Origin of the sequence: Streptomyces sp. NPDC053048, assembly GCF_044547045.1 — a bacterium.
Lineage (GTDB): Bacteria > Actinomycetota > Actinomycetes > Streptomycetales > Streptomycetaceae > Streptomyces.
In genome coordinates, this window is the sequence record NZ_JBITZS010000002.1 from 661,822 (window position 1) to 680,684 (window position 18,863).

Below are 18,863 nucleotides of genomic sequence, written 5' to 3' on the forward strand. Positions count from 1 at the left end.
GGGTCAGCGCGGGAACGGGGTGAAGTCGACGTCGAAGTTGACGGGGAAGCGGCGGGGTCGCGTCCCCGTCGCACGGGCGTAGGCGTTGGCGATCGCGCCCACCGCCGCGGGCACCCCGAGCTCGCCGGCCCCGCCCGGCTCCCCGGTGGCGGGCATGACGAAAATGCGCACCTCGGGCGGCGAGTCCTGCTGCCGGGCGTAGTGGAACTGCGAGTAACTCCCCTCCAGCGGCAGCCCGTCGTCGATGTGCAGCCCCGCGCTGAGGGTCGTGGAGAGGGCGTCCGTCAGTCCGCCGAGCAGCTGCGCCTCCAGCCCGCGCGGATTGACGGGCCGGCCCACGTCGGCCGCGATCACCGCCTTGGTGACGCGCGGCCGCTCGGGGTCGGCCGCGTCGATCTCCACCAGGCACGCCGTGCGGGACTTGTACTCCTCGTGGAAGCCGACGCCCTGCGCCCGTCCGGGCGGCATCGGCCGGCCCCAGCCGCCCTCGGCCGCCACCTTGTCGAGCACGGCACGCTGCGCGCGGTCCTTGAGGAAGCGCCGGCGGAAGGCCACCGGGTCCTCGCCCAGCGCGGCGGCCAGCTCGTCGACGAGCATCTCCTCCGCCCCGCGGGTGTTGGCCGAGTACACCGACCGCCAGGAGGCCGTGGGCATCCTCAGCGGCACTTCGGTCAGCCGCTGTGTGGTCAGGCCGAAGTGGTACGGGGACTTGACCGTCGTGTGGAAGAGGGTCTGCGCGAACGTCGCGTTGCCCAGCCCGCTCGGCAGCTTCGCCGCCGTCGCGGTGATGATCTCGCCGAGGCCGTGCCGGAAGTCCGTCTCGACGGCGGCCACCCGGTGCTCGAGGGCGAGCACCTGCCCCAGCGCGTGGGTGAGGCGGAGCTTGTGGTGGGTCGCGGGCCGCATCCGGCCGTGCCGCATGTCGTCGATCCGCGACCACATCAGCCGCACCGGTCGCCCGCAGGCCTTGGACACCCGCGCCGCCTCCAGCGCCGCGTCGAAGAACAGCCGGCGCCCGAACGAGCCGCCTGCCTGCACCACATGGACGGTGACCCGGTCCACGGGCAGCCCCAGCTCCGCCGCGATGGTCTGCCGGGCGACGATGGGCGCCTTCACCCCGGACCAGATCTCGGCCCGGTCCGCCCGTACGTCCGCGACGGCGGAGTTGGTCTCCAGGGGCGCGTGGCTGACGAACGCGAAGTCGAACTCGGCCTCGAGGTGCCGGGAGAGCAGCGGCGGGGGCGTCAGGGACGTCGCCGCGCGCAGCCGGGCGCGGATGCCGTCGTCGGACAGGCCGTCGACGGGGCCGGGGCCCCAGGTCACCTCGAGGGCGTTCTTCGCGTCCAGCGCCTGACCGAACGTTTCTGCCACCACGGCCACCCCGGTGGGGATCACCGCGACGGCCAGGACGCCGGGCATGGCCAGGACCGCGTCCCGGTTGCGCACGGCGCGCACGGTGCCGCCCAGGGTCGGTGGCCGGCGCACCATGCACGGCTTGGCGCCGGGCACGTCGAGGTCCAGGGTGTAGCGCTGCCGGCCGGTGACCATCGCGCGGGCGTCGATGCGCGAGGTGGGGGTGCCCACGAGCCGGTGCTCGGACTCGGGCTTGGGCGCGGCGGTGAGCGCGCCCAGGTCCGGCGACGCGGCGGCGGCCGCCAGGGACGCGTAGGGCGCGCTGCGCCCGTCCGGCGCCACGACGGCGCCGTCGCGCGTGCTCAGCCGCCGCGCCGGCAGGTCCCACTGCCGGGCCGCGGCGGCCACCAGGCGGGCGCGTGCCGCGGCGGCGGTGTGCCGGACGGGGTCGTACAGCGACCGGATGGAGTTGGAGCTGCCGGTGAACTGACCGAACACCAGCTCAGGCCGGGCGTCCTCCAGTTGCACCCGCACCCGCGCGAGGGGGACGTCCATCTCCTCGGCGACCAGCATCGCCACCGCCGTCGTCAGCCCCTGTCCGACCTCCTCCCGGGGCAGCCGGAACGTCACCGTGCCGTCCTCGCCGACGCGCAGCACCAGCATGTGGGCCGTGGGGGCACCCGCGAGGATCAGCAGGTCACCGAGGTCGACGAGGTCGGCCGGCTGGGGCGGGGTGGGCACGACGGCTTGGCCCTGCGCGTGCGCCGCGCCGGGCGCGGCGCCGTCCAGGCCGATCCGGGTGGCCACCGCCAGCGTCGGCGCGGCGACCAGATAGCTGAGGAATCCACGCCTGCTGTGCCGCGCCATGTGCGCTCCCCTTCCCCGCCCGGCCCGCCGCCGGTGCCGGACCCCCGCCGATCATGACCGGGGGGTAGGCGGGGTTCAAGGGGCAGATGAGCCACTTGGTCAGGAGCGCTTGGTCAGGAGTCGATCAGCCGGCGCAGCGACGTCGCCATGTTCGCGGCGAAGGACTCGCGGGCCTCGGGCGCGATGCGCTCCAGCGACAGGTAGGGGTTGAGGTCCTCCAGCTCGACGAGGAGCAGCCCGCCCTCCGGGGTGCGGCAGGCGTCCACGCGCTGGATGCCGTGGTCGATGGCGTTCCAGTCGACGAACCGCTGCGCGAAGGCCAGGTCCGCCGCGGTGGGCGCGTACGGCTCGAGCTCCCAGCGCCGGGCCGGGTCGGGGGCGTACAGCGCGTACTGGAAGGCCCGGTCGACGAAGAAGAACGAGACCTCGTAGCGGAAGTCGATGCGCGGCTGGACGAGGATCTCACCGAACGCCAGGTCCGCGAGCCGGTCCCGGGTGCGGAATTCCAGGCCTATGGAGTCCGCGCCGAGCTTGGGCTTGACCACGTACTCGGCGGCCTCCGGCAGCAGGGCGAGGTCCTGCGGGCGGTCGGCGGTGGGGATGACCGGGTACCCGGCCGCGGTCAGCTCGAGGAGGTACCGCTTGCCGAGCATGTCCGCCTTGCCCGACAGCTGGTTGTACACGCGCGTCCGCCGCTGGGCCGCGCGCTCGCGGAAGGCGTCGTAGGCGGCCTGGTAGTGCAGCACGGGCCCGCTGTTGCGGACCACGACCGCGTCGAAGGCGTCCATCAGGGCGGCTGCGTCAAGAGGGTGACAGAGCGCCACGTCGAAATCCTCCCTGAGCCGGGAGCTCAGGTAGATGTCCTCGTCGCAGTACCGCCTCCCTTTGGCCTGAAAGGCCAGGTCGGTGACGTACAGGACACGGGGGCGGGCGGATGTCATGGCTCTCCTGGAAGATCGGCTCTCCCTGCCGAAACTACCCGGGCGCCGTCACGCACCGTGTCGTGGGGTGGCCGAGCGTCGTTGACCGCTGCGAGGGCTGTTCGCCCGGTTCGCCGTACTGTCGAGACGAAGGATCCGTGATGCGCCTGTTCCGCAACGCAGTTGTTGCCGTCCTGGGAGGTCTCCTCCTCGCCGCGTCGCTGCCCACGGGGAGCTCGGCCGCCGAAGGCGGTGGCTTCGCCTGGGTGGGCCCCAAGAAGAAGCCCTACTTCGTGGCGACGCTTCCCGAGAACAAGTGCATGTCCATGGAGCAGGAGGCGAGCGGCGCGCGCAACTACATGAAGAAGCCGCTCGAGGTCTACCCGCAGAAGAACTGCAAGGGCAAGGCGGTCCGTCTCGCCCCCGGGCAGGACAACGGCGGCGCCGCTTTCAGGAGCGTGAAGTACAACCCCAAGTGACCCTTCCCGGAGGAGGCACACGGCTGAGCCCGGCCGCGGCGTGCCGCGGCCGGGCTCAGCCGTGTCCCGCGGGATGCGGGTGATCAGGAGGCGGCGAGGGCGGCCAGACGCTGGTCGATCCGGTCGGCGGTGGCGCGGCCGACGGCCAGGACCGCGGCCCCGCGGTTGCCGTCGACGGCGAGCAGTGTGGGGAAGCCCTCGACGCGCAGCCCCCGGGCGTGACGGAAGTCCGCCTCGGCCGCGGCACGGGAGGTCGGTGCCGTGAAGGCGGCGACGACGGCGTCGGCGTCGAGCCCCGCCCGCTCCGCGATCGCGCGGTAGGTCCCGGCGTCGGACAGGCTCTGCCCGTCCCGGTAGAACGCCGTCTGCAGGGCCTCGGCCAGCTCGGCGGCCCGGTGGGCGGGGGCCGCCTGCCGCAGGGCGGCCATGCCGCGGGCGGCCGCCTCGGAGTCCATGACGAACGAGCCGTCCGCGATCAGTCGCTCGTAGGCGGCACCGAACTCCACGCCTGTCATCTCGCTGATCTTGGCGTTGGCGCCCTGTACGTAGCCGAACTCACGGATCGGTACGCGGCGGGCACCGGTGAAGAGGCCACCGGAGACGACCTCGACGGGGAGGTCCGGGTGGCGCCGGCCGATCTCGGCCAGGGTGGGGGCGAACCCGTAGGACCAGCCGCAGTAGGCGTCGAAGACGTAGACGAGCTTCATGGGGGGGCGTTTCCTTCGAGGGGGTGTGCCGGGGTGCCCGCGGGCCGCGAGCGAATTCATCTGACATAACAGTATCTGCTCAGTCAGACATTCCCGGAGGCTCGAAGATTCTTTGCACCGCCTGCCGGTATGCACCGAAGCGGGGCCGTGGCTCGTACGAGCCACGGCCCCGCTTGCTTCAGTGGATGTCCGCCTCAGGAAACGGCGGTCCCGGCCGGCTCCGCCTGCCGGGGCTCCGGCACGGACGCGGAGGCGGCGTCGCCGAGGACGGGGTCCGGGCCGGGCAGGCCGGCGCGGTGGGCCTGGACACCCGCGCGGACCGCCCAGAAGTAGAAGCCGACGGACGACAGCGCGACCAGCGCGATGTCGAGGCCGCCCGGGATCACCCCGTGGCCGCCGAACTGCTCGCTGCCCAGGGCCGACAGCAACGCCATCCACAGCAGGAAGCCGACCATCCACCACGCGGGCGCGAACTGCCGGCGCAGGCTCGTCTCACCGCGGCGGCGCAGCACGACGGCGGCGATCGGCACCGAGAGCAGGGTCAGCAGGGCGACCTTGCCGGTGTTGGGCCACTTCGACCAGTACAGGGCGCAGGCGGCGAACGCGAAGGTGACCGGGCAGAGGATCCTGGCCGCGGGGAGGCGGAAGGGGCGGGGCAGGTCGGGCTTGGTCTGCCGGAGGACGCCGACGGCGATCGGGCCCATGAGGTAGGAGACGACCATCGCGGCGGAGACGACGCTGGCCAGCGCCTCCCAGCTGTGGCCGACGGTGAGCAGCAGCAGGACGGAGAAGCCCAGGTTGAGCCACATGGCGGGGCGGGCGACGCCGTAGCGGGGGTGCACCTCGGCGATCTTCTTGGGGAAGAAGCCGGTCTCGGCGAGGTTCTGCGCGAGGTACGCGGCCGAGGCGACGTTGCCGATGTTGGCGCCGTTCGGGGAGATGAAGGCGCCGAACTGGAGCATGGTGACGACCCAGTGCAGCATCAGCAGCTTGGCGAGGTCGGCGAAGGGCGAGGCGAAGTTGACCCCGCTCCACCCGCCGGCCTCGGCGAGCCGCTCCGGCGGCACGGCGCCGAGGAAGGCGACCTGCAGGGCCAGGTAGATCAGCAGTCCGAGGGAGAGCGCGCCGACGAGGGCGAGCGGGATGGCGCGGCCGGGGTTCTTGGCGGCGCCGCCGAGGTTGACGACGGCCTGGAAGCCGTTGAAGGCGAAGACGACGCCCGAGGCGCTGACGGCGGTGAGGACGGCGGACCAGCCGTTGGGGGCGAAGCCGCCGTGCGCTGTGAAGTTGCCGGTGTGGAAGCCGGAGGCGATGAGCGCGGCGACCGCGAGGACGGGTATGGCGAACTTGACCAGGGTGAGGAGGTTGTTGGCCCGCGCCAGCAGCTCGACCGACCAGTAGCAGGCCAGCCACAGAGCGACGGTCAGGACCAGGGCCGTCGCCATGCCCGTGCCGGTCAGGCGCCCGTCGGCGACCAGGTCGCGGGCCCAGCCGAAGCTCCACGAGGACATGTACTGGGTGCCCGCGATGGCCTCGATGGGGATCAGCGAGGCGGTGGCGATCCACACGGCCCATCCGGTGACGAAGCCCAGCACCGGTCCGTGCGAGATGGAGCCGAAGCGGGCCATGGCGCCGGGCAGCGGGTAGGCGGCGCCGGCCTCGGCGTACGTCATGGCGATCATGCCGATGAAGATCGCGCCGATCACCCAGGCGACCAGCGCGGCCGGCCCGGCGACCTGGGCCGCCTGGCCGGCTCCGAAGAGCCAGCCGGAGCCGAAGATGGACCCCAGCCCGATCATGATCAGGGCGAAGAGGCTGAGGCCCTTTTTATTGGCCGCGCTCAGATCCACGAGGTGTTTTCCGTTCTGCGGGGAGACCAGGACTGGAAGCCGCCACCTGCCGGGCCGAGCGGAAAACGAACACCTGCACTGCGTACCGGCCCCATTCGGCCCCATCGGCTCCGCCGGAATCGGCCCCCGGGAGCGGACACCGGGCACGACCGAGGACGCAATAGCGACGCCGGACATACTACGACAATCGGAGGAAGCGACTCCACTCGCGTCCCGACGGCACATCAGGCGGGCCGGGCGGGGTCGGCGGCCCGCCCCGTCTCCGATGGGCCGTCAGGCGACACTCCACGCAAATAGCGCGTTCAGCGGCACAGCACAGGGAAGATAAGGGAGATCGTGCAGAAAACGGTGAATTTTGTAGGATAAAGGGGCAAGCGTGGACGCTCTGCCCTTCCAGGCCGGGAGCGCTCACGTATGACCGACACGCCACACACCCCCGCGGCCGGCCCGGCCCCCACCGCCCCGGCATCGCGGGGTGAGAGACTCGCGACCTGGGCCGACGGGCGGCTGGGGGTGTTCTCCCTCGCCAAGGCGAACCTGCGGAAGATCTTTCCGGACCACTGGTCCTTCATGCTGGGCGAGGTCGCCCTCTACTCGTTCCTCATCATCATCCTGACCGGCGTCTATCTGACGCTGTTCTTCGAGCCCAGCATGAGCGAGGTCGTCTACCACGGCTCGTACACGCCGCTGCACGACATCCGCATGTCCGCGGCGTACAGGTCGACGCTCGACATCAGCTTCGACATCCGCGGCGGCCTGCTGCTGCGCCAGCTGCACCACTGGGCGGCGCTCGTCTTCATCATGGCGATGCTGGTGCACATGATGCGCGTCTTCTTCACCGGCGCGTTCCGCAAGCCGCGGGAGCTCAACTGGCTCTTCGGCGCGGGCCTGTTGATCCTCGGCATGTTCGACGGCTTCATGGGCTACTCGCTCCCCGACGACCTGCTCTCCGGCACGGGCATCCGGTTCATGGAGGGCGCGATCCTGTCCCTGCCGATCGTCGGCACGTACCTGGTGATGTTCCTCTTCGGCGGGGAGTTCCCCGGCACGATCATCGTGCCGCGGCTGTTCACCGTCCATGTGCTGCTGATCCCCGGCATCATGGCCGCCCTGCTGGTGGCGCACCTGATCCTGGTCTTCTACCACAAGCACACCCAGGGCTTCGGGCCCGGACGGAACAACAGGAACGTCGTCGGCATGCCGCTGATGCCGGTCTACATGGCCAAGGCCGGCGGCTTCTTCTTCCTGGTCACCGGGATCCTGGCGGTCTTCTCGGCCATCGCGCAGGTCAACCCCATCTGGTCGTACGGGCCGTACCGGCCCGACCAGGTGACCACCGACGCCCAGCCCGACTGGTACATGGGCTTCTCCGAGGGCCTGATCCGCATCATGCCGGGCTGGGAGATCAACCTCTGGGGCCACACCCTGGTGCTCGGGGTGCTGATCCCGCTGCTGATCTTCCCGATGATCCTGCTCGTGCTGTGGTGCTACCCCTTCTTCGAGGCCTGGCTCACCAAGGACAACCGCGAACACCACATCACCGAGCGCCCCCGCAACAACCCGAGCCGCACCGCCTTCGGGGCGGCCTGGATCTCGGAATACGCGCTCCTGCTGGTGGGCGGCGGCAACGACCTCTTCGCGACGCACTTCCACATCTCGCTCAACGCGATCACCTGGGTGTGCCGCATCGGCTTCTTCGTGCTGCCGGTGCTGGTCTTCGTCATCACCAAGCGGTGGTGCCTCGGCCTCCAGCGCCGCGACCGCGAGAAGGTCCTGCACGGCCGCGAGAGCGGCGTCATCCTGCGCAAGCCGCACGGCGAGTTCGTGGAGATCCACGAGCCGCTGACGCAGACCGACCTGTACTTCCACACCGCGCACGAGCAGCCGGTGCCGTACGAGCTCTCGCCGGAGGTGGACGAGCACGGCGTCCGCCGCAGGCTCCCCTGGTCGGAGCGGCTGCGGGCCCGCATCTCCAGGTCCTATTTCGGCGAGGGCGGCCAGATCCCCAAGCCGGAGGCGGAGGAGTACCGGCAGCTCATGGCGGCGCACGGCCACGCGGAGCCGGAGCGGGTTCCCGAAGGCCACCACTGACCGTGAGACGCCGCGCGAGGGCGGGCCGCCGTACCTACCCCTACGGGCTGCTGGTGCCCGTGGCGTGCGTGGGTACGGCGACCGCCGCCGAAGCGGTCCGCGAGTTCCTCGACACCTGCGGGATCCGGTCCACCGTCGCCCCCTGCACCCGCAGGTCCTACGGCCCGCGCCGGGCGCTGCGCAAGCTCCAGGTGCTGGTCTTCGCCGACGACGCCGGGCGGGCGAGGCGGCTCGTCAACGCGTGGACGCTGCCCGTCGACGGCCCCTGAACGATCCGGCCGGGCGCCGGTTTTTTTGCGGCCTCCGCAAAAATTCTGGGCGATGGTAGTGGTCCCGCCGGAAGCTGGCCGGGCAGTTGCTCCCCAACGCGAGAGGCAGCCGGCCCGTGGCCACGACGACGACTCACCCTGTGCAGCACCGGAACCCGCCCCACCCCCTTCTGAGTGCGCGCAGACGCTGGACGGTGCTGGCCGTCTGCTGCCTGAGCATGTTCCTGGTGGGCCTGGACACCACCATCGTCAATGTGGGCCTGCCCGCCATCGGGCAGGGCCTGGGCGTGGGGACGCGCGGTCTCGAGTGGACCGTGGACGCGTACACCCTGGTCCTGGCCGCATGCCTGATCTCCTCCGGTGCGCTGGCAGACCGGTTCGGACGCCGGCAGGTGTTCCAGCTCGGCCTGACCGTCTTCGGCGTCGCCTCACTGGCCTGCGCGATCGCCCCGTCGGCGGGAGTGCTCATCGTGGCCCGCGCGGCCCAGGGAATCGGCGCCTCGATGCTCAGCCCCGTGGCCCTGGCGATCGTGGTGAACGCGATGCCCGACCCGAGGGAGCGAGCGCAGGCGATCGGCGTCTGGGCGGCGGTCTTCGGGCTCAGCATGGCCGCCGGACCGGTCACGGGCGGCGCTCTCATCGAGGCGTTCGGCTGGCGGTCGGTGTTCTGGATCAACGCGCCGGTCGTCGTGGCCGCCCTCGTACTCAGTGCGATCTTCGTGCCCCGGTCCCGTGCGCAGGAGGCACAGCGGGCGCGGCGGCTCGACCTGCCGGGTCAGGCCCTGCTGGCAGTGGTCATCGGGGTCTCGGTCGGCGCCCTCATCGAAGGGCCGCGCATCGGCTGGACATCGCCCGCGGCGCTGACCATGTACGCGCTCGCCGCCGCGGCGACGGCCGCCTTCGTGCGGGTCGAGTCCCGCCGGCCCGAGCCGCTGATGGATCTGCGGCTCTTCCGGCGCCCGGCCTTCAGCAGCGCGGCCCTCGGCGCCGTGGCGGTCTTCACCGCCCTGAACGTGGTGCTGCTCCTCAACACCCTCTACCTGCAGCACACCCGGGGATGGACGCCGCTGGCCACCGGCCTGGCGACCCTGCCCCTGGCCGTCGGAGCGACCGTCTGCGCGCCCCTGTCGGGCCAGCTGGTCGGCCGCCTCGGGCCACGGCTGCCGCTCGCCCTGGCCGCGGGCTTCATCACCGCCGGCGGGCTGTGCCTGGTCGGCCTCGACCGGGACACGAGCGTGTTCCTGCTCCTGACGGCCTACCTGCTCATCGGCACCGGGTTCGGCTTCGCCAACGCGCCGATCACCAACACGGCGGTGAGCGGACTGCCGCCCAGCCGTGCCGGTGTGGCCGGAGCCATCACGTCCACCGCCCGCCAGCTCGGCTCCGCCCTCGGCATCGCCGTCGCCGGCGGCCTGGTCACGGGCGCCGCCCCGAGCGAGCTCGCGCGGGCGTCCCGTCCCGGCTGGCTGCTGGTCGCCGCCTGCGGGGCGTCCCTCTTCCTCGTGGCCCACGCGTCGCGGCAGAGGAAGAAGGACACCGAGCCGGCCCAGGACACGCCCTAGGCGCCTGCCCCGCCCCGGCCGGGCCCGATGGCGCTCGCCCTGACGATCAGCTCGCGCAGCGACTCCGGGTCGGGGGCGACGATCTCGTCGAGCCTGGTGCCGTTGTGGAACACCATGAAGACGGGAATGGGGCCGACCCCCGCCTTCTGGGCGACGTCGAAGGCCTCGTCGAGGTCCACCCTGCGGAAGTCGACCGTGCCGGCGAACTCGGGAAGCCGCGAGAACCTTTCGAACGCGGGTGTGATGGCCCGGCACAGAGGGGCCCAGGACGCGCAGAAGTTCACCACCACCGGTCTGTCCCGGGAGATGGCCTCCTCGTATTCCGTCAGGTTCGTCAGTGACGTGACGGCCATGGGTCTCCGATCCTCGGCAACGAATCCCCCGCCTCCCCTCGTCACCATGCCCGCGCGCGGCACACATGGCCATGTGGTCACCCGTTCGGCGGTCAGGCGCCGACGTAGTCCGCGAGGTGCTCGCCGGTGAGGGTGGAGCGGGCGGCGACGAGGTCGGCGGGTGGGCCCTCGAAGACGATCCGGCCGCCGTCGTGGCCGGCGCCGGGACCGAGGTCGATGATCCAGTCGGCGTGCGCCATGACCGCCGGGTGGTGCTCGATGACGATGACCGACTTGCCGGAGTCGACGAGCCGGTCGAGCAGGCCGAGCAGCTGTTCGACGTCGGCGAGGTGCAGGCCGGTGGTCGGCTCGTCGAGGACGTAGACGCCGCCCTTCTCGGCCATGTGGCCGGCCAGCTTGAGCCGCTGCCGTTCGCCGCCGGACAGCGTGGTGAGCGGCTGGCCGAGGGTGAGGTAGCCGAGCCCGACGTCCGCCATCCGCTGAAGGATCCTGTGCGCGGCCGGGGTGCGCGCCTCGCCGGCGCCGAAGAACTCCTCGGCCTCGGTCACCGGCATCGCGAGCACCTCGCTGATGTCACGGCCGCCGAGGTGGTGCTCCAGCACCGCCGCGTCGAACCGCTTGCCCTCGCAGTCCTCGCAGGTGGTGGCGACGCTCTGCATGATCGCCAGGTCGGTGTAGACGACGCCGGCGCCGTTGCAGGTGGGGCAGGCGCCCTCGGAGTTGGCGCTGAACAGCGCCGGCTTCACGCCGTTGGCCTTCGCGAACGCCTTGCGGATCGGGTCGAGCAGCCCGGTGTACGTCGCAGGGTTGCTCCGCCGCGAGCCACGGATCGGCGTCTGGTCCACCGACACCACGCCCGCCGAGGCCGGGAGCGAGCCGTGGATGAGCGAGCTCTTGCCGGAGCCGGCGACGCCGGTGACCACGCAGAGCACCCCGAGCGGGATGTCGACGTCGACGCCCCGCAGGTTGTGCGCCGTCGCGCCGCGGACGGCGAGCCGGCCGGTGGGCTCGCGCACCGTCTCCTTGAGGGCGGCCCGGTCGTCGAGATGGCGGCCGGTGACGGTGCCGCCGGCCCGCAGCCCCTCGACGGTGCCCTCGAAGCAGACGGTGCCACCCGCCGTCCCGGCGCCGGGGCCGAGGTCGACGACGTGGTCGGCGATCGCGATCGTCTGCGGCTTGTGCTCCACGACGAGCACCGTGTTGCCCTTGTCCCGCAGCCGCAGCAGCAGGTCGTTCATCCGGCTGATGTCGTGGGGGTGCAGGCCGGTGGTCGGCTCGTCGAAGACGTAGGTGACGTCGGTGAGCGAGGAGCCGAGGTGGCGGATCATCTTGACGCGCTGCGCCTCGCCGCCCGACAGCGTGCCCGACGGCCGGTCGAGCGAGAGATAGCCCAGCCCGATCTCCACGAACGAGTCGAGGGTCCGCCCCAGCGCCGCCAGCAGCGGCGCCACGGACGGCTCCTCGAGGCCGCGGACCCATGCGGCCAGGTCGCTGATCTGCATCGCGCAGGCGTCGGCGATGCCGACCTTCTTGATCTTCGACGATCTGGCCGCCGCGGTGAGCCGGGTGCCGTCGCACTCGGGGCAGGTGGTGAAGGTGACCGCCCGGTCCACGAACGCCCGGATGTGCGGCTGCATCGCCTCCTTGTCCTTGGAGAGCATCGACTTCTGGACCCGCGGGACCAGCCCCTCGTACGTCATGTTGATGCCCGCGATCTTCATCCTGGTCGGCTCGCGGTAGAGGAGGTCGTGCAGCTCCTTCTTGGTGAACCTGCGGATCGGCTTCTCCGCGTCGAAGAAGCCGGACTCGGCGTACAGCCGGGTGTTCCAGCCGCCGCCCGTGTAGCCGGGGATGGTGAACGCCCCCTCGGCAATCGACTTGGAGTCGTCGTAGAGCTGGGTGAGGTCGATGTCGGAGACCGTGCCCCGGCCCTCGCAGCGCGGGCACATGCCGCCGGTGCGGGTGTAGGTCGCCTTCACCGCCTTCTTGTCACCGCGCTCGACGGTGATCGCACCGCTCGCCCGGACCGAGGGGACGTTGAAGGCGTACGCGCCGGGCGGCCCGATGTGCGGCTTCCCGAGCCGGCTGAAGAGGATGCGCAGCATCGCGTTGGCGTCGGTGGCGGTGCCGACCGTGGAGCGGGGGTCGGCGCCCATCCGCTGCTGGTCGACGATGATCGCGGTCGTCAGCCCGTCGAGCACGTCGACCTCGGGCCGTGCCAGGGTCGGCATGAAGCCCTGCACGAAGGCGCTGTAGGTCTCGTTGATCAGCCGCTGCGACTCGGCGGCGATCGTGTCGAACACCAGCGAGCTCTTCCCGGAGCCGGAGACGCCGGTGAACACGGTCAGGCGGCGCTTGGGGATCTCGACGGTGACGTCCTTGAGATTGTTCACGCGCGCGCCGTGCACGCGGATCAGATCGTGGCTGTCGGCGTCGTGCGGCGCGGGCGGCCGCGTGTCCGTCCTCCTGGCCGTGCTCATCGTCTTCTCCATCCGTCGGGGCCCGGGGCCCCGCCTCTCATCGGTCCTGGAGCAGCCCGAGGACGTTGCCGTCGGGGTCGGTGACGGTGGCCACCAGGCGGCCGCCGCCGACGTCGCGCGCGGGCTCCTTCACGGTGGCACCCGCCGCGGTCACCTCGGCCAGCTTCGCCTCGATGTCCTGCACATGCCAGTACGCTACCGGCGACGTCATGGCCTGCGGTCCGCCGCCCGGTACCAGCCCGATGTGCTGGCCCGCGGCCTCGAAGCCGACATAGTAGGGCCCCTCGGCCTCCGGCGGTACGCCGAGCAGGGCGGTGTACATCTCCTTGGCCGCCGCCAGGTCGGAGACGGGGTGCAGCACGGTCTTGATTCCCTGGGTGGAAGAGCCGGTCATGGTCGTTCCTCACGTCGTGGGTCAGGCCGGGATGTCCATGACGATCACGCTAGCCGCGGCTGCGGGTTCCGCATCCGGTAGCTGCACGGCGCCCGCCCTGGTCGCGGCGCTAGGGGATGTCCGGTGGTCGGCGGACCCGGCCCGAGCCCAGCGCGATCAGGGCCCGGGGCCGCATGGGCTCCTCGCCGCGCCGGGAGAGCAGGACCACCTCGTCGACCACGGCCGGCAGTGCGCCGAGCCGGTCCGCGCACTCGGCGGCCAGCCGCCGGGGCTCCTGTGTGCGCCCGAGGGACAGATGCGGGGTGAAGCGGCCGCCGCGCCCGCGGCAGAGCGGGAACCGCGATCCCAGCTCCTCGTGGAGGCGGGCCCACGGTGCCGGGCCCGCCGCGGCGGGATCGAGCCACACCGTCGCGTCGTGCCGGTGCCGGAAGTACCGCACGCCGGCCAGCCGCGCCGTGAACGCCGGGCTCTCCGCCGCCCCGGCGGACAGCAGCGGCACGGCCCGCGCGAACTCCTCCTCCGGTACGAAGCCGAACAGCAGGTTCACATGCGGTGGCCACCGCCGTACCTGCGGATCGTGCTCCCGGCGGATGGCCTGGATCGCCGGCCACAGTTCCGGAGGCGGCAGCCACGCCACCGCCGTCCGGGCCGTCGGCGCCACCTCGAGCGCGCCCACCGGCCCGGACCCGTCGAAGGCCGGGTTCCCGTCCACACCACCATGGTCACCGGGTCACGACCGTTCCGCGTCCGCTTCTACCGGTCTCACACCAGTTCGGGCTGCGGTTCCCGTCGCCGCGCCGGCGCGGCCTTCGGCTCCCACTGTCTGGTGGTCCGTATGTAGCCATAGATCACCGAGACCATGGCCAGGACGAGAAGCGGTCCGAACACCCATGGGCGTTCGGCCATCTGCATCGGCAGATAGCGGTACGAGAGCAGGAGCGCGGCGAAGACCGTCGCACCGTAGGCGACCAGCTGGATTCCCGACCGGTCCCAGCCACGTGCGAGCGAGCGCAGAGCCGTCTCGATCGTGATCGTGAACACCACGCCGGCGATGATGTCCGCGCCGTAGTGGTAGCCGAATCCCAGCGTCGCGCCGAGCGTGGCGATCAGCCAGAACGTGCCCGCGTATCGCAGAATCCGCGGTCCCGTGCGGGAGTGGATGAATATCGCGGTGGCCCACGCCGTGTGCAGGCTGGGCATGCAGTTGCGTGGCGTGATCTCGTCGAACGGCATGTGCTGCGGGGCGGTCACCGTCGGCATCGTGTCCGGCCACAGGTCGGCCACCGCCCAGTGCCCGCCGTCGGCGCCGTAGGCGAAGATCGGCCCGACCACCGGGAAGATCATGTAGATGCCCGGCCCGAGGAGACCGATCACCAGAAAGGTGCGCACCAGGTGGTGGCGCGGGAAGCGGCGCTCGGTTGCCACGTGCCGCAGCTGGTACATCGCGACGACGACCGCGGCCACCGCGAGCTGAATGTAGACCCAGTCGAGAACATGGGTGCCGATCGGGCCACTGGCGTCGACGATCCGGCCCACCAGCCACGACGGGTTGCCCAGTGCGTGGTCGGCGGTGGCGACGTACTGGTCGAGCACCATCGGGCGGGTCTTCGACGTGATGAGCAGCCAGGTGTCACCGGTCTTGCGGCCGGCCACCAGGAGCAGGCCCAGCCCGACGCCCTTCAGCATCAGGGCCCGTTCACGGCCGGTGCGGCGCGTGACGGCGATGACCGCACAGCCCAGGATCACCCACAACGCGCCGTTGCCGAAGGGATGGCCGTACCCGGAGGCCACCTTGACGTCGGCCGCCCACCGCACCAGAAAGAAGACGAGGTCGATGCCGACCGCGACACCGGTCGCGATGAACCGCTGCCGCCAGGTGAGCACCACCATCATCAAGGCCATGCTGCCGTACAGCAGTGGCCCGGATTTGGGGGCGAGGATCACCTCTTTCGCCTGGTTGGTCATCGGCCCGGGGAGGCCGTACCGGCGAGCGGCGATTTCCAGCGCGACGAGGAACCCGAGGGCCACCACACCCACCACGGCCCACACTATCGCCCGATATCGTCGCCACGCGGCGGACGTCATTCTTCGGTTTATTCGCGAGAACACCCGCGATGCTATAGATATCAATTAATTGGCCGATTTGTGAGGTGTTGGTGAACCGGGTCGGTTTTTGTGCTGGATGGCGTGTTTTCTTGTGAAGGACGGGCGGTTGACGGCGATCGTCACGAGTTCGAACATGCTAGCGGAGCGGTGTGGGCGGGCTTCGTGGGTCGCGGATGGCGCGAAGGACGACCAATCCAGGGATCAATCCGGGAATCAGCACCGCACCGGACCGGAAGATCATCCGCGCCCGCGGCCGCCTTGCGGCCGGAAGCCGACGAAACATCAGAAAGGCCGTCTCCTCATCACGAGGAAACGGCCTCTGACCTGCGAAAATCGCTGGTCGGGACGGCGGGATTTGAACCCACGACCCCTTGACCCCCAGTCAAGGGTCGGGATGCCACACCACCGGCAATCAGGACAAATGGGCTGGGCGGTTCGTTCAGTAACGAGCAAGTTGCCCACTTGCGCGCCTACCGTGTGGTCCCCAAGTGGTCCCCAGTGCCTTCGCCGCGCCACGCCGCCTCCCCCTGTACCTGCGTTGTCGACTGACGACAAGATCAGCCTACTGCGGCCCGACCGGAGCCCCTGAGCCAGTACGCACCGGGTGGCGGCCGACACCCCGCTGCCGGCTGGGTCGTTTCTTGGACCTACCGGCGGAGTCGCGTGGGGCCTGTTATTAGTCGATCGACGATCATCCGGTCGGCGTCCGCAGGCGTCCGCTTCCTGATCGTGTGCGGGGATCGCCGCGGCGGGGGCCGGGCAGCAGCCCTTGCCGCGCCAGGCGTCGCGGCCTTCCTTGACCGCGATCGCGGCGATGACGAAGGCGGCGATGGGGTCGGCCCAAGACCAGCCGAGGGTGGCGTTGTCGGTTCCGGGCTCAGCTACATGTCCCGCTTCCGGGGGATGAAGGACGGGACGGTCGACAGATCACTCGCCGGGGTTGGCTAGCATTCGGCTCGTGATGCGAAGCGCGCCGACACTCATCCGGTCCTGGGCCGGTGTGCTGCTGGCGTGCGCGCTCCTGGTCTGCCTCAGCGGTATCGCCCGCCCTGCCATGGCTGCGGCGATGCCGGGCATGGCTGATGCCGGCCGCATGGGTGTCGCGCAGACTGCCCAGGCGCACGCCGACGGCTGTGGCGGCAGCGCCCATGGCGACGGCCGCGACGCGAAGGCGCCGGCCGACACCGCGATGCCGGACGCGAGCTGCCTGACTGCCGGAGACCACTGCACGTCCACCGCCACCCCTCCGGCTCCCGGCCTCCATGGGACTGCGGTCACCGTGCAAGCGCAGCGTGTGGACGCTTCTCCGGCGGGCTGGGTGCCGCTGCCTGGCGCGCCGCCCCCTTACGCATCAGATCCTGATCTTCACAGATTGTGCGTGTCCCGGACCTGACAGGACACCGTCCGCCGTGCCGCCGCCCGGCCGGACGTCGTGCTTCCCCTGCCCGATCCGGCACGCCCGTCTGCTGTTGAAACCGGCGTGCCACCCTGTCCGATCAGGAGTGTCGACGCATGCCGTCGTCCATCGCTTTGTTCCTCACCGGTGCCGGCACCGGTCTGCTCGCGGGCGGCGCCTCGTGCGCCGCTGTCCAAGGAGGGCTGCTCGCCGGCGCGGTGACCCGCCGGGGCAGTTCGTCCTCGCAATCCCCCGCGGCGCCGCCCCAGTCGGTCCTGGAGCCGCTCGGCCCGGTCGGGGCCTTCCTCGGCGGCAAGTTCGTCTCCCACACCATCCTCGGCGCCCTTCTCGGAGTGTTCGGCGCCGCGCTGCAGCCCAGTCCTCGCGCGCAGGCGGTACTGCTCTTGGCCGCCGGGGCTCTGATGCTGCTCTTCGCGCTGGATCTTTTCGGTGTCAAGGCGGTCGGCCGTCTGGTGCTCCGGCCACCGGCCTCCTTCGGCCGGGCCGTGCGGCAGATGGCCAAGGGCCGCTCGGCCCTCGCTCCCGCGCTGCTGGGACTGGCCACCGTGCTCGTACCCTGCGGGGTCACGCTCTCGGTGGAGCTGATCGCCATCACCTCCGGTTCGCCGGTAGCCGGAGCCGCAGTGATGGCCGGGTTCGTGCTTGGCACTGCGCCGCTCTTCGCACTGCTCGGCTACCTCTTCCGGCACTCGGCCCGTGCCTTCTCCGGCCGGCTGGCGATCATCACCGGCGTGGTGGTGCTGGCCGTGGGCCTGTGGACGATCGGTTCCGGCCTCCAGGCCGGCGGCTGGGTCTCCTTCCAGCCCCAGTCCGCCCAGGCCGCCGGGACAGCTGACGCGGTACGCACCGACGCCTCCGGCAAGCAGATCGTCACCGTCACCGTGACCAGCGTCTACTCCCCCACCGCCATCACCGCGAAGGCCGGTGTGCCCACCACGCTCGTCCTGCACGGCAACGGTGCCAATGGGTGCGCGCGGGGCTTCACCATCCCCGCCCTCGGCGTCCAGGAGATCGTCGAGACCGACGACGACACCCAGGTCGACCTGGGCACCCCCAAGGCAGGCACCCTGCGCTTCACCTGCTCCATGGGCATGGTCAGCGGCAACATCAACTTCCAGGAAGGCGGCACCCGATGAAGCTGTTCGGCAGGAAGCGCCAGGAGCCGCAGCAGCCGACGGCCGACGAGGTCGTGCTGCTGGTGGAGGGCATGCACTGCAACAGCTGCGGCCTGCTCATCGACGACGAGATGGAAGAAGTTCCCGGGGTGCGCGCATCCCGCACCGACGTCAAGGCCGGGCGCACCACGGTCACCCTTGACGGTGGCAGCGGGCCGGTCGTGCGGGACGAGCTGGTCGCAGCGGTTCAGCGCGCCGGGTATCGGGCGTCCCTCGCCCCGTGAGCGTGCGATGTCCGCGGGCCTGCAGGCCGGGGGTACCCGGTCGGCAGGCCCCTCGGGGGTCACTCTCCGACCGGCACCACCTGGACGAAGCCCTGGCCAGGGGCGGGATGCCAGCGCAGCTCCCTACGGAAAACGCGGTACAGGACATACTCCTCGTCGTCTATCTCGCCACGCGTGTACCGCTCGGCGGGAATCTGCTCCGGGGTGGACCAGCCTGCTCGGGCCCGCCCGGTGCGGTGGGGTGTTCACCGCTGGCAGCGCGATTGCGACTGAAGGCGCGGAAGAGCAGGACGACGAAGGTAATGACCAGCGCCCAGAAAACGATCATGCTAGCCATCATCGCGAACCAGCCCCACCCACTGACGCCGTGATCGTGCCAGTACGTCATCGAAGATCACTTCCCGGTCGGGGCGGGACGCGGGCCCGATGTCCGCAAGGTTCCGATTCCCTACTCCCTCCGCCTACGGATGACCCGCGTTGCCGCCCCGCGGCGACGAAGCTCCAGCTCCTCGACGTCACACGTCCCGGAACCGCCACATGGTCGATCCGCCTCACCCAGGACAGATGTGGCACGAATCTCGGCGGAGCCGCAGGGCGGAACGCTACTCTCAAGGCA

At 71.0% G+C, this 18,863-nt stretch carries 15 protein-coding genes, 1 tRNA gene and 1 pseudogene; 6 read left to right on the plus strand and 11 right to left on the minus strand.

What is annotated here, in order from left to right; genetic code table 11:
• Positions 1 to 3: 3 nt before the first annotated feature.
• Both ACIG36_RS07800 and ACIG36_RS07805 read right to left on the minus strand, forming a co-directional pair.
• Complete coding sequence (locus tag ACIG36_RS07800; RefSeq protein ID WP_399923635.1) at positions 4 to 2,220, minus strand: molybdopterin cofactor-binding domain-containing protein; 2,217 nt, start codon at positions 2,218 to 2,220, stop codon at positions 4 to 6.
• A 113-nt stretch (positions 2,221 to 2,333) separates the two neighbouring features.
• The gene (locus ACIG36_RS07805) at positions 2,334 to 3,161 is read right to left on the minus strand and encodes a hypothetical protein (protein ID WP_399923638.1); all 828 of its coding nucleotides are present in this window, start codon (positions 3,159 to 3,161) and stop codon (positions 2,334 to 2,336) included.
• A 140-nt stretch (positions 3,162 to 3,301) separates the two neighbouring features.
• Here ACIG36_RS07805 and ACIG36_RS07810 point away from each other — a divergent pair, with 140 nt between their 5' ends.
• Complete coding sequence (locus tag ACIG36_RS07810; RefSeq protein WP_399923640.1) at positions 3,302 to 3,619, plus strand: hypothetical protein; 318 nt, start codon at positions 3,302 to 3,304, stop codon at positions 3,617 to 3,619.
• A gap of 83 nt (positions 3,620 to 3,702) precedes the next feature.
• On the opposite strand, the gene ACIG36_RS07815 is transcribed toward ACIG36_RS07810, so the two are convergent.
• On the minus strand, positions 3,703 to 4,326 hold the full coding sequence (locus tag ACIG36_RS07815; protein ID WP_399923643.1) for a DsbA family protein: 624 nt from the start codon (positions 4,324 to 4,326) through the stop codon (positions 3,703 to 3,705).
• Between the two features lie 194 nt (positions 4,327 to 4,520).
• Entirely contained in the window at positions 4,521 to 6,176 is a 1,656-nt protein-coding gene (locus tag ACIG36_RS07820) for an APC family permease (RefSeq protein ID WP_399923646.1), read from the minus strand.
• Positions 6,177 to 6,590: 414 nt separating this feature from the next.
• Here ACIG36_RS07820 and ACIG36_RS07825 point away from each other — a divergent pair, with 414 nt between their 5' ends.
• The 3 genes from ACIG36_RS07825 (at position 6,591) to ACIG36_RS07835 (ending at position 10,098) form a co-directional block, all read left to right on the plus strand.
• Positions 6,591 to 8,267, plus strand: coding sequence for a cytochrome bc complex cytochrome b subunit (locus ACIG36_RS07825; protein WP_399923649.1), 1,677 nt, complete (start codon positions 6,591 to 6,593; stop codon positions 8,265 to 8,267).
• Positions 8,268 to 8,269: 2 nt separating this feature from the next.
• Positions 8,270 to 8,536, plus strand: coding sequence for a hypothetical protein (locus tag ACIG36_RS07830; protein WP_399923652.1), 267 nt, complete (start codon positions 8,270 to 8,272; stop codon positions 8,534 to 8,536).
• A gap of 140 nt (positions 8,537 to 8,676) precedes the next feature.
• Positions 8,677 to 10,098 (plus strand): MFS transporter, encoded by a 1,422-nt coding sequence (locus tag ACIG36_RS07835; RefSeq protein WP_399923655.1) that lies wholly within the window; start codon positions 8,677 to 8,679, stop codon positions 10,096 to 10,098.
• Here the strand turns inward: ACIG36_RS07835 and ACIG36_RS07840 are convergent.
• From ACIG36_RS07840 to ACIG36_RS07870, 7 genes and pseudogenes are all read right to left on the minus strand, one after another.
• On the minus strand, positions 10,095 to 10,451 hold the full coding sequence (locus ACIG36_RS07840) for a thioredoxin family protein (protein ID WP_399923658.1): 357 nt from the start codon (positions 10,449 to 10,451) through the stop codon (positions 10,095 to 10,097). The genes ACIG36_RS07835 and ACIG36_RS07840 overlap by 4 nt on opposite strands.
• Before the next feature lie 92 nt (positions 10,452 to 10,543).
• Complete coding sequence (locus ACIG36_RS07845) at positions 10,544 to 12,931, minus strand: ATP-binding cassette domain-containing protein (RefSeq protein WP_399923661.1); 2,388 nt, start codon at positions 12,929 to 12,931, stop codon at positions 10,544 to 10,546.
• A gap of 37 nt (positions 12,932 to 12,968) precedes the next feature.
• The gene (locus tag ACIG36_RS07850) at positions 12,969 to 13,325 is read right to left on the minus strand and encodes a VOC family protein (RefSeq protein ID WP_399923664.1); all 357 of its coding nucleotides are present in this window, start codon (positions 13,323 to 13,325) and stop codon (positions 12,969 to 12,971) included.
• Positions 13,326 to 13,434: 109 nt separating this feature from the next.
• Positions 13,435 to 14,037, minus strand: a complete 603-nt coding sequence (locus ACIG36_RS07855) for a 2'-5' RNA ligase family protein (protein ID WP_399923667.1) — start codon at positions 14,035 to 14,037, stop codon at positions 13,435 to 13,437.
• Between the two features lie 50 nt (positions 14,038 to 14,087).
• The gene (locus ACIG36_RS07860) at positions 14,088 to 15,410 is read right to left on the minus strand and encodes a phosphatase PAP2 family protein (protein WP_399923670.1); all 1,323 of its coding nucleotides are present in this window, start codon (positions 15,408 to 15,410) and stop codon (positions 14,088 to 14,090) included.
• 358 nt (positions 15,411 to 15,768) lie between these two features.
• A tRNA-Pro gene (locus ACIG36_RS07865) sits at positions 15,769 to 15,839 on the minus strand.
• Between the two features lie 288 nt (positions 15,840 to 16,127).
• Positions 16,128 to 16,295, minus strand: a pseudogene (locus ACIG36_RS07870) (cation transporter); the annotation flags it as partial.
• Positions 16,296 to 16,943: 648 nt separating this feature from the next.
• Here ACIG36_RS07870 and ACIG36_RS07875 point away from each other — a divergent pair.
• Positions 16,944 to 17,984: a sulfite exporter TauE/SafE family protein gene (locus ACIG36_RS07875; protein ID WP_399923673.1), complete on the plus strand. Its 1,041-nt coding sequence runs from the start codon at positions 16,944 to 16,946 to the stop codon at positions 17,982 to 17,984.
• On the plus strand, positions 17,981 to 18,247 hold the full coding sequence (locus ACIG36_RS07880; protein ID WP_399923676.1) for a heavy-metal-associated domain-containing protein: 267 nt from the start codon (positions 17,981 to 17,983) through the stop codon (positions 18,245 to 18,247). Before ACIG36_RS07875 ends, ACIG36_RS07880 begins: the two co-directional genes overlap by 4 nt.
• Positions 18,248 to 18,863: the final 616 nt, after the last annotated feature.